6 protein-coding genes are annotated in these 11074 nt (G+C 71.0%); 3 read left to right on the top strand and 3 right to left on the bottom strand.

Annotation, left to right across the window (positions count from 1 at the left end; all coding sequences use genetic code 11):
• Positions 1 to 5: 5 nt before the first annotated feature.
• Together sppA and MJO54_RS18900 are read left to right on the top strand one after the other, a co-directional pair.
• The gene (gene sppA / locus MJO54_RS18905; protein WP_046286841.1) at positions 6 to 1778 is read left to right on the top strand and encodes a signal peptide peptidase SppA; all 1773 of its coding nucleotides are present in this window, start codon (positions 6 to 8) and stop codon (positions 1776 to 1778) included.
• A gap of 87 nt (positions 1779 to 1865) precedes the next feature.
• Positions 1866 to 2171 carry a DUF732 domain-containing protein gene (locus MJO54_RS18900; protein WP_046286839.1) on the top strand — a complete coding sequence of 102 codons (306 nt, stop codon included), beginning with the start codon at positions 1866 to 1868 and terminating at the stop codon, positions 2169 to 2171.
• 3 nt (positions 2172 to 2174) lie between these two features.
• On the opposite strand, the gene MJO54_RS18895 is transcribed toward MJO54_RS18900, so the two are convergent.
• The gene (locus MJO54_RS18895; RefSeq protein WP_046286840.1) at positions 2175 to 3407 is read right to left on the bottom strand and encodes an EstA family serine hydrolase; all 1233 of its coding nucleotides are present in this window, start codon (positions 3405 to 3407) and stop codon (positions 2175 to 2177) included.
• Between the two features lie 483 nt (positions 3408 to 3890).
• Between MJO54_RS18895 and MJO54_RS23665 the strand changes: the two genes are divergently transcribed.
• Positions 3891 to 8867: a PE family protein gene (locus MJO54_RS23665; RefSeq protein WP_275564469.1), complete on the top strand. Its 4977-nt coding sequence runs from the start codon at positions 3891 to 3893 to the stop codon at positions 8865 to 8867.
• An 84-nt stretch (positions 8868 to 8951) separates the two neighbouring features.
• Here MJO54_RS23665 and MJO54_RS18885 read toward each other — a convergent pair whose 3' ends face one another.
• Together MJO54_RS18885 and MJO54_RS18880 are read right to left on the bottom strand one after the other, a co-directional pair.
• A complete protein-coding gene (locus MJO54_RS18885; protein ID WP_065153378.1) occupies positions 8952 to 9860 on the bottom strand; it encodes a class I SAM-dependent methyltransferase in 909 nt (302 codons plus the stop codon).
• Between the two features lie 5 nt (positions 9861 to 9865).
• Positions 9866 to 10798 carry a class I SAM-dependent methyltransferase gene (locus MJO54_RS18880; protein ID WP_046287070.1) on the bottom strand — a complete coding sequence of 311 codons (933 nt, stop codon included), beginning with the start codon at positions 10796 to 10798 and terminating at the stop codon, positions 9866 to 9868.
• Positions 10799 to 11074: the final 276 nt, after the last annotated feature.

Genomic DNA, 11074 nt, shown 5'->3' with positions numbered 1-11074 from the left:
AAATCATGTTCTCCCTGTTGACCGGCGTGCCCGGCCTGGACGACCTGCGCGGCGTCGCGCGCCGCATCGACACCGCCCGGCACCACGGCGTGCCCAACGGCGTCATCCTCGAACTCGACCTGCAGGAGCTGCCCCACGAGACCGGGGCCTTCGACCCGCTGGCCCTGATCCGATCCGGTGGTCGGCCGCCGGTGCTGCGTGATGTGGTGGCCGCGATCCACCGTGCCGCCGACGACCCCCGCGTCGCCGGATTGATTGCCCGTGTGCAGCTTTCGTCGGCGGCCGCCGGGCCGGTGCAAGAGCTGCGGGCGGCGATCGCCGAGTTCTCCGCCGTCAAACCATCGCTGGCGTGGGCCGAAACCTACCCGGGCACGCTGTCTTACTACCTGGCTTCGGCGTTCGGCGAGGTCTGGATGCAGCCGTCGGGGACGGTCGGGCTGATCGGTTTCGCCACCAACGCGACCTTCCTGCGCAGTGCGTTGGGCAAGGCCGGCATTCAGGCGCAGTTCGTCGCCCGCGGCGAATACAAGTCGGCGGCCAACCTGTTCACCCAGGACTCCTACACCGACGCGCACCGCGAGGCCGACACCGCGTTGGTGGAGAGCCTGCACGCCCAGGTGCGCGCGGCCGTCGCCGAATCCCGGAATCTGGACGCCGCCACGGTCGATGCCCTGTCCGACAAAGCACCGCTGCTGCGTGACGATGCGGTGGCCGCGGGCCTGATCGACCGGATCGGATTCCGCGACGAGGCCTACAACCGGATCGCCGCATTGTCCGGAGCCGAGGACACCACCGGCGCCGACGACGACGGCGCACCACCGCGGCTGTACCTGGGGCGCTATGCCCACGCCACGGCCGGCGGGTCGGGACCAACCCTGCCGGGTCGCAAGCCTAAGCCGGCGATCGCGGTGGTGACGGTGTCCGGGGCGATCGTCAGTGGCTCGGGCGGGCCGCAATTGTCGCCGCTGGGCAACCGCAATGTCGGTGGCGACACGATCGCCGCCGCGCTGCGCGAGGCCGCGGCCGACGAGGAGGTCGCCGCAATCGTGCTGCGGGTGGACAGCCCGGGCGGTTCGGTCACCGGGTCCGAAACCATCTGGCGAGCGGTGCAGCAGGCCCGCGCGGCGGGCAAGCCGGTGGTGGCCTCGATGGGCGCGGTCGCGGCCTCCGGCGGGTACTACATCTCCGCGGGCACCGACACCATCGTGGCCAACCCCGCCACCATCACCGGTTCCATCGGGGTGGTGACCGGCAAGCTGGTCGCTCGCGAGCTCAAGGAACGCCTCGGCGTGGGGACCGACTCGGTGCGCACCGGCGCCAACGCCGACGCCTGGTCGATCAACGCCCCGTTCACCGCCGAGCAGCAAGGACAGGTCGAGACCGAAGCCGATCTGTTCTACAACGACTTCGTGGCGCGGGTGGCGCAAGGCCGCAACCTGTCCACCGATGCGGTGGACGCGGTGGCGCGCGGGCGGGTGTGGACCGGTGCCGACGCGGCCGAACGCGGGCTGGTCGACGAGCTGGGCGGCCTGCGCACGGCGGTACGCCGCGCCAAGGTGCTGGCCGGGCTCGAAGCGGACGCGCAGGTCCGCACCGTGTCCTACCCCGGCTCGTCGTTGTGGGAGTTCGTCCGGCCGCGCCAATCGTCGCAGCCGGCGGCAGCGCTGTCCGATGCGGTCGGCAGCCTGCTGGTGCGGTCGCTGGCCGGGCTCGTCGACCAGGTCGAACGCTCGGTCAACGGTGCGCACGTGCTGTGGCTGGGGGAGTCGCGCTGGTAAAGCGCGTAACTTCGAATCAACAATTCTCTTCGCGGCAGTAAAAGCTCGGTAACACGTCTTTAACGGGTGCCGCCCATGCTTACAGCCATGAAACGGTTACTGCTGCTGGCAGGCTTGAGCGCGATGGTCGTCCTGGCCGCCCCCGCCAACGCCACGCCGTCCGGCGTCGATGGGCAGTTTCTGGCCACTCTCTCGGGCGCCGGGCTGAGCCACCGCGCCGGCGACCAGGCAACCGTGTCGGCAGGCCGTGCGGTGTGCCAGCTGATGGACGCTGGACTGTCCCCGATGGACACCGTCGTCGCGGTGCAGGCCACCAACCCGGGATTCACCATCCAGACCGCCGGCCAGTTCGCCGCGATCTCGACGGCGCACTACTGCCCCCAGTACATGTAGGGGTCAGGACTGCAGCCGGGTGCCCAACACGTCGCGGAATAAGGCCTGGCGCAGCGCGAGTTCGCGAGGATCGCTGTAGAGGTGAAAACCCAAGCGGTTCATCACATACGAGTAACCGATGCCGGTGTCGGGATCGGCGAATCCGAAAGAACCACCGAAACCCGGTGTGCCATAAGCCCTGTCCGAGGAACCGAAGGCCGAGGCGAACGCCGGCTTGGACAACCCCAGCGAGAACACCACCTCCACACCCAAGACCTTGTCGCGTTCTCCGCGAGATGGTGGTGCCGGCATCGCGGTGAGTTCGTCGTGCACATCGGGGCTCAGCGGTAGCACCGGATCCGAGGTTGCGGCAGCGCCGTAGAGCCGCGCGATCGCCGAGGCGGAGCCGATCCCGTTGGCCGACGGGATCTCCACGGCACGCACCTCGTCGCGGTTGTAGTCGCCGTCCCAGGGTTTGATGTCACGGGGCAGGGAACTCGCCCGTCCCAGCAGCCCGAACGGATTGAACGATGCCGCCACCAGGGCCGCCGGCATCACATTGAGGTGCAGTAGCGACTCTGCGCGCTTCCACTGGTGCAGCAACGCCACTTGATCGCGGGTTACCGAGGTGGGCAGGCCGATGTGCAGGTTCAGTCCGAGTGGCCGAGCGATCTCGTCGGCGAAGTACCGGCCCAAGGTGCGACCCGCCGGGTCGGTGCGACGGATGAGTTCGGATTCGTACCAGCCCAACGAGATCGCGTGATAGCCGTGCCGGGTGCCGGGCGCCCACAGCGGTTTCTGCGCGGCGAGCATGGGCGCCAGTCGATCCGGGGCGGCGACATCGGCCAGATTGGGTGCGGGCTTCAGCGAGCTCAGCCCGGCCTGATGGCCCAGCAATTGGCGGATCGTGACGTCCCCCTTGCCGGCCTGGGCGAACTCCGGCCAATGGGTTGCCACCGTGTCGTCGTAGCCGAACAGTCCCCGCGAGACGGCCAGTGCCACGGTCAGGGCCGCCACACCCTTGGTGCTGGAGAAGACGTTGACCATGGTGTCCTGCTGCCATGGTGCACGCGTAACCCCGTCGCGGTAGCCGCCCCACAGGTCAACGACTTTGACGCCGTCGCGATACACCGCGACCGCGGCGCCCACCTCCCGGCCTGCTGCAAAGTTGGCCCGGAACGCATCGGCGACCTTGCCGTAGCCCACATCGACGTCGCCGCCGATCAGATCCTGGGGAACCTTGACCTTGAGCACCATGGGGTGGTTATACCGTCGCCGGTCGCCCGGCTATCGCCGAATGGCGATTTCGCCGGGGGCCGCGGCGGGGCTGAGCGTCAGTGGCTAAGCGTAGGGCTGGACAGCGTTGCCATCCCGCAACTGGTCCCGACGGTTGTCCTGCCGAGGCCTGCGATCGTCCGATAGGGCCGTTAGTCCTTTTTCAAGGGCGTTGCTATTTCAATATGGGGGCTGACCCGTAAGCAATATTACCTAATGCGTGGCGGTGGTCACAGCCGTCAGTAAATCATGATGTCGCCCATATGGCGCACCTCTCAATTTCGGCTAATTCTCAGGTCAATCATGGTTTATCGCAGCACGAGGCTCTGTGAATACCTAATTTTCAATTCGTCGGCGACGTCAAATTCGGCTAGCTTGCAGCGCGAGTGAGTCGTTACGGTTCGCGGATTTCATGCTGAACCGGCGATTAATTAGGCAATGAATTCAGAAATTGGGAGATTCGGCATGAAACAGAGTCGTGACCGTCGGCAAAGTGCCCGTGGCGTCGCTCGGCGGGTGGCCGGCGCGGGTAGCGCAGTCGGCGCATTCCTGGCCTTCGGGGTGAGCCCGGTCGCAACCGCTCCCGCCAGCGCGGACTTCGACGACCTGTTCTCGCAGCCCATCCTGGAGATGTTCGAGTCCTGGTCGGTTGGCTCGGACCTGTGGCTCACCGGGTCGTCGGCCGATTTCCTGGACGGCCTGGACGCGGGTGCCGCGTTCGACTCCAGCATTTTCGCCTTCGACCCGACACAGCCGTTGGGCCCCTGGCTGGCGGAGATGGACCATGTGCTCTACACGGGCTTCCAGAACTACGTCTACCTACCGCTGTATGCCATCAGCCAAGACCTGATGGGCTACGCCGAACCGCTGCTCAACCTCGTCAACCAGCCCTTCGTCGACCTGTTCGGCCGGGTGCTGATCGGTAACGGCATCGACGGCTTCGACGGGGTCAACGACTCGCTGCTGGGCAGCTCGGGACTCTTCGGCAACCTCGGCGACGGTGGTTTCCTGTTCGGCGACGGCGGCGCCGGGGTGGCCGGTGACGCCATCAACGCCGACGGTGGGATCGGCGGAGCGGCCGGACTGATCGGCAATGGCGGCGCGGGTGGCGCCGGACTCGCTGGTATTGCCGGTGGCGACGCCGGTAACGGCGGTGACGGCGGTGCCGGTGGCTGGCTGCTGGGCAACGGAGGCCTGGGCGGTGCCGGCGGTGTCGGTGGAATCGGCGGTGGCGCAGGTGGTTTCGGTGGAACCGGCGGCGCGGCCATCTTCATCGGCAACGGCGGGGCCGGTGGTGCCGGTGGCGCCGGAGGTTTCGGGGGCGACGGTGCCGACGGAGCCACGTTCGGCGCGAGCGGTGATCACGGCGGCTTCGGCGGCATCGGCGGCAACGGTGGTACCGGCGGCCGCGCGGGCTTGCTGTTCGGTGCCGCGGGCAACGGCGGCAACGGTGGTGTCGGCGGCGACGGTGGCGCCGGCGGTGATGGTCAGAACGGCCTGCATGGCACCAACGCCGGTGGCGCCGGCGTCAGCAGCGGCCTGCCCGGACAAGACGGCATGGACGCCGGTAACGGTGGCAACGGCGGCAACGGTGGCGCCGGTGGAAACGCGGGCAAGGGCGGCGCGGGCGGATTCCTCGGCATCCACCCGGCTGGTGCGTCCGGTGTGGCCGGGGCCGGCGGCAGCGCCGGTGACGCCGGCAATGCCGGCAACGGCGGCAACGGCGGCAACGGTGGCAACGATGGAACGGGCCTGTCCGCCGGCGACGGCGGTAACGGTGGCGCCGGCGGTGACCGTGGCATCGTCGGCATCGCGGGCCTCGGTGGTCTGAACAGCGACGGCACCCGCGCCGCCTCCGGCGCGGACGGTGCGGTGGCCATCAGTGGTGGCAACGGCGGTCACGGTGGTAACGGCGGCAACGGCGGCGTGCTCGCCGACGGCCAGGGTCAGAACGGTGGTGCTGCCGGAAACGGTGGCGCCGCAGGCCGGATCGGCGACGGCGGTAACGGCGGTAACGGCGGCCATGGCGGCGACAGCGCCGCCGGTGCCGACGGCGCCAACCCCGGCGACGCCGGTGTGGACGGCAAGGTCGGCGGTTACGGCGGCAACGGTGGACACGGTGGCGCCGGTGGACGCGATGCCGGGAACTCCGGCAACGGCGGCAACGGTGGCAACGGCGCGGATGGCGGCGACGGCGGAGCCGGTGCCAACGGCGCGGACGGGATCCTTCCGGGCCAGGACGGCCAGGATGGTGGTCGCGGCGGCAGCGGCGGTGACGGTGGCGCCGGCGGTAACGGTGGCAACGCGGGCGTCGTCTACAACGGCGTGGTCGGGCTCAACGGCAACGGCGGCGACGCCGGTAACGGCGGCAACGCCAACACCCCCGGCAACGGTGGCAACGGCGCGGCCGGCAACGCCGAAAACCCCAACGGCGGCAAGGGCGGCAACGGTGGTGACCCCGGTACGGCGGGCAACGCCGGCGTCGCCGGTGTGCACGGCACCGGCGGCAACCCGGCCAGCGGTGTCAACGGTCTCGACGGCGTGGCCGGGACCGGAGTGACTGGCATTCACGGCAACGGCGGCAACGGCGGCGCGGGCTATGACGCCTCCGCTGACCCGAACGCCGTTCCGGGTGCCGACGGCGGGGCCGGCGGTGCCGGCGGCCACGGTGGTCTGATCGGCAACGGCGGCAACGGTGCAGCCGGCGGTAGCGGTGCGCTGGGCGCAGTCGGTACTGACGGCGACGTGCCCGGCGCATCCGGTGGTACCGGCGGTGCCGGCGGCAACGGTGGTGCCGGTGGCGCCGGCGGCAACGGCGGCGCGCTTGCTGGTAACGCCGGCGACGGCGGCGACGGCGGCAACGGCGCAACGGGCGGCAGCGGCGGTACCGGTCAGGACGGAGCGACCGGGGTGGCCGGCGTCGACGACGGCGCGGGCGGCAACGCCGGCGATGGCGGCAACGGTGGCGTGGGCGGCAATGGCGGCGTGGGCGGCAATGCCGGCACCGCGGCGAACGGCAATGGCGGCAGCAACGGTGACGGTGGGAACGCCGGTGACGGCGGGAACGCCGGGAACGCCGGCAACGGCGGAACCGGTGCCGCCGGTGACGCCGACAACCCCGACGGCGGTAAGGGCGGCGACGGCGGCAACCGCGGACAGGCCGGCCTGGGCGGCACCGGCGCCGGAGCCGGCACCGGTGGCGAAGGCGGTACCGCCGGAACTGACGGCACAGTCGGCGCGGACGCCACCGCAGGCGGCAACGGCGGTAACGGCGGTCGAGGATTCGACGCGACCGCACCTGGAAGCAACGGCGGTAACGGTGGTGCCGGCGGTAACGCCGGGGCCATCGGCATCGGTGGTGACGGCGGCGCCGGCGGTACGGGTGCCAACGGCCTGGCGGGTGTGACCGACGGCAACGGCAACGGCACCCTCGGCGGCGATGGCGGCCAGGGTGGTAACGGTGGCGCCGGTGGCGCAGGGGGCACCACCTCCGGTGACGCCGGAAACGGCGGTGTCGGCGGGGCCGGTGGCGTCGGCGGTATCGGCGGAAGCGGCGCCAACGGCACCGCTGGTATCGACGCCACCCTGCCCGGCGGCAACGGTACGGACGGCGGCGACGCCGGCAACGGCGGTATCGGCGGCACGGGTGGTAGTGGCGGCAACGGCGGTGTCGGCGGCACTGCCACCGACGGCAAGGATGGCAACGCCGGCGACGGCGGAGTCGGTGGTGCGGGCGGAAACGCCGGCAACGCCGGTAACGGCGGTGCCGGTGGCGCCGGTCTAGGCGGTGGTGCCGGTGCGGCGGCCGGCAACGGTGGCGACGGTGGCGACGGCGGCGTGCGTGGTACGGCCGGGGCCGGCGGCCAGGGCGGAACCAGCGGCGACGGAGCCACCCAGGCGGCCAACGGTTCCACCGGTGCCAATGCGACCGGCGGCGACGGTGGCGCCGGCGGCAAGGGCGGTGCGGCGACCAACGCGAACCAGACCGGCGGCGACGGCGGCAAGGGCGGTAACGCCGGTCCCGATGGCCGGGGTGGTAACGGCGGTGCGGGCGGCAACGGCTTCAACGGCGCCAACGGCACCAACTCCACGGACCCGAGCGTCGACGGCACCGACGGCGGCAACGGCACCGCCGGCGGTAACGGCGGTGCGGGCGGTCTGGGCGGCACCAACTCCGGCGTCGGGGGCAACGGTGGAGCCGGCGGTGCTGGTGGCAACGGCGGCAACGGCGGCCACGGCAGTAACGGCACCACCGGGGGCAATGGCACCACCGCGAACCCGGACGGCTCCGCCGGCGGCGACGCCAGCAGCGGCGGCAACGGTGGCAACGGCGCCAGTGGCGGCAACGGTGGCGCGGCCGGTACCGGGGCCAGCGGCAGCGGCAGCGCCGGTGCTGGCGGCAAGGGCGGCAACGCCGGTAACGCCGGTAACGCCGGCAACGGCGGCAACGGCGGCGACGGGATCGCCACCAACACCACCGGATCGGGCGCGCACGGCGGCCACGGCGGCAACGGTGGTGACGGCGGCGACCGCGGCACGGCAGGAACCGCCGGCACGGGCGGCACCGGCGGTGACGGGAGCCAAGCCGCGAACGGCAAGGCCGGATCGACCGGCACCGGCGGTAACGGCGGCAACGGTGGCAAGGGTGCCGACGCGACCAGCACTGGCCAGTACGGCGGCAACGGCGGCAAGGGCGGCAACGCCGGCGCCGACGGAAACGGCGGTAACGGTGGCGACGCCGGTAAGGGCGCCAATGCCCCGACCGGCCCCGGCACGACCGGGGGGACCGGGTCGACCGGCACCGACGGCGATCAGTCCGGCAACCCCAACGGCGGCACTGGCGGCACCGGCGGTAATGGCACCGGAATCGGCGGCAAGGGCGGAAACGGCGGCACCGGTGGTACCGGCGCCGACGCCGGTAGCGCGTCTGGCGAGTCGGCAGGTGCCGGTGGCACCGGTGGTACCGGCGGCAACGGGTCCAACGGCGCCGACGGTGGCTACGGCGGTAAGGGCGGCGACGGCGGCCTCGGCGGCAGCAACTCCGGCAACGGCGGCGACGGCGGCAAGGGTGGCGCCGGCGGTAACGGCAGCAGGGGCGGCGACGGTGGCGCCGGTGGCGCCGGTGCGAGCGGCGGTAACGGCAGCGCGACGAACCCCAACGGTGGCGCCGGCGGTAACGGCGGCAGCGGCGGTAACGGCGGCAGCGGCGGAAACGCGGCCGGCGGCAACCTCGGCGGTAAGGGCGGTGCGGCCAACAACCCCAACGGCACCGCGGGCCAAGACGGTGGCAACGGCGCCGATGGCACTCCGGGTGGCCCCGGCGCCGCCGGGCCTGGTGGCCCGGCCGGCGGTGGCGGTTCGGCTGCCGGTGGCGGCACCGCCGGCCCGCCCGGGCAGCCCGGCGAGGGCGGCAAGGGCGGCGGGGTCATCCCCCCGAGCTGATAGCGCGGCCACCCCGCAACACGACAATGGCCGCCGGTCCTTCGGGACCGGCGGCCATGGTCGTTGAAAGTGGCGAAATGCCGCTTAGAGCCGAATCGCCTCGATCGCAACCGAATTGCGTAACCGGGCCACGATGTCACCGTCGGGAAAGGTGCGACCGTAGTCGGCGAACACGGTCTCGCGGCCGCGCTCGCGCACCTGCCACCCGCGTTCGGTCAGGTATGTTCCGACCGGGTTTCGCTCGCCGGAGTACACCAAGGTGGTGATGTCGAGATCCAGGCCCTGGTCGGCGAACCGCTGACCCAGCGACTGGTTCGAGCCGCTCAGTGTGGCCGCGCCGTCGGGGTGGTACTCGGTGGCCACCCGGCTGCCCGGGGCGCTCAGCGCGGTGATGTGGTCGAACAGCCGGTCCTGCGCATCCGGCGGCAGATAGATGAGCAGGCCCTCTGCGCTCCACGCGGTGGGCTTGGTCTCGTCAAAACCGCTGTCGCGCAACGCGGCCGGCCAGTCGTCGCGCAGATCGACGGCCACGGCGCGGCGATCGGCGGTCGGCTGGGCTCCCAAGTCGGCCAGTGTGCGGGACTTGAACTCGATCACGTCCGGCTGGTCGATCTCGTAGACGACGCTGCCGGCCGGCCAGCCCAGCCGGTAGGCCCGCGAATCCAGTCCGGCGGCAAGGATGACCGACTGCCGAACGCCCGCATCGGCGGCTTGCAGGAAGAAATCGTCGAAGAACCGGGTGCGCACTGCCATCACGGCGGTCATCGGTTCGGCGGCGGATTTGGCTTCGGCGGCCACCGCCGGATCCAGCGTGCCGTCGACCATCTTGGTGAAGAAGTCGATCCCGACCGCCCGTACCAGCGGCGCTGCGAAGGGGTCGGAGATGATCGGCTCGGCTTCCGCGGTGGCCAGCGCGCGGGCAGCGGCCACCATGGTGGCGGTGGTGCCCACACTGGAGGCCAGGTCCCAGCTGTCGTTCTCAGTGCGTGCCATGGCCGTCAGCCCCGGACCGCGCTGATGTAGGCCAGCTTGCCGAAGCCGGGCTCCTCATCGACGTCCAACGGTGGCAGCCCGTACTCGGCGAACAGCGCGCCGACGTCGTGGCTGTCGACCCGCCAGTCGTGCCCCGCCAGATAACTGCCGGCTTCGTTGCGGTCCCCGAAATAGAGCAGTTCGGCCAGGTTGATGTCGACCCCGTGGCTGCGCATCCGTTCCGCGGACTCCTGCATGCGCCGACGTGCCTGTTCTTCGGTGGCCGCGTCGAGGCCGGGCGTGCTCTCGGTGGCGATCCGGCTGCCCGGTGCGCTCAGGGCGGTGACGGTGTCCAGCAGCCGGTCCTGCGCGTCGGGGGGCAGGTAGCCCAGTAGTCCCTCCGCGCTCCAGGCAGTCGGCAGGGCGGGATCGAAGCCGGCCGCCTGTAGCTCCGCCGGCCAGTCCTCGCGCAGATCGATCGAGACGGTCCGCCGATCGGCGGTGGGCTGCGCGCCGTGGGCGGCCAGCACCCGGGTCTTGAACTCGATCACCTCGGGCTGGTCGACCTCATAGACAATGGTGCCGGACGGCCAGTCCAGCCGGTAGGCACGCGAGTCCAGCCCGGACGCCAGGATGACGGCCTGGCGGATGCCGGCAGCGCCCGCGTCGGTGAAGAAGTCGTCGAAGAAGCGGGTGCGGGCCGCCATGTTGTCGGCCATCCGGGCCATGTCCTTCGGGGCTTGGTCGCCGAAGTCTTCCGGGGCGATCTCACCGCTGGCCAATCTGGTGAACAGGTCCAGGCCGACGGCGCGCACCAACGGTTCGGCGAACGGGTCGTTGATCAGGGGATGGGCGGCCCGGCTGGCGATCGCACGGCCCACGGCCACGCCGGTGGCGGTGATTCCCACGCTGGAGGCCAGGTCCCAGGTGTCTCCATCGAATCGGGCGGTACGTGCCATAGTGCGCACTCCTATCTATCTAGCTCTGCCGGTCGAGTGCCGCCGGGAAGTTAGTTAGCGTATTTAACGAGCCATCGCCGACTGTACGCCGCTACGCTGATCGCGCGCTGTCAGTGCCGCCAACGCCCGCCCGGCCCGCGGTGCGCAGCTGTTACTCTCGTAGACTGCTGACGCGCTTAAGACACGCGTGGCCTTGTCGTGATCGGCCGGCACGTGGACGCGAAAACGCAGGACTAACCCAGGACTAACCGGGGCTGGGACACAACAGCCCATTGG

The sequence above is a fragment of the Mycolicibacter virginiensis genome (assembly GCF_022374935.2).
Taxonomy (GTDB): Bacteria; Actinomycetota; Actinomycetes; order Mycobacteriales; family Mycobacteriaceae; genus Mycobacterium; species Mycobacterium virginiense.
The sequence above is the reverse complement of the archived record's forward strand: the minus strand, read 5'-3'. Positions and strand labels throughout refer to the sequence as shown.

Coding starts and splice junctions, on each gene's coding strand:
- sppA (WP_046286841.1), top strand. CDS start 6: ATGTTCTCCCTGTTGACCGGCGTGCCCGGCCTGGACGACCTGCGCGGC.
- MJO54_RS18885 (WP_065153378.1), bottom strand. CDS start 9,860: ATGGCACGCACTGAGAACGACAGCTGGGACCTGGCCTCCAGTGTGGGC.
- MJO54_RS18880 (WP_046287070.1), bottom strand. CDS start 10,798: ATGGCACGTACCGCCCGATTCGATGGAGACACCTGGGACCTGGCCTCC.
- MJO54_RS18900 (WP_046286839.1), top strand. CDS start 1,866: ATGAAACGGTTACTGCTGCTGGCAGGCTTGAGCGCGATGGTCGTCCTG.
- MJO54_RS18895 (WP_046286840.1), bottom strand. CDS start 3,407: ATGGTGCTCAAGGTCAAGGTTCCCCAGGATCTGATCGGCGGCGACGTC.
- MJO54_RS23665 (WP_275564469.1), top strand. CDS start 3,891: ATGAAACAGAGTCGTGACCGTCGGCAAAGTGCCCGTGGCGTCGCTCGG.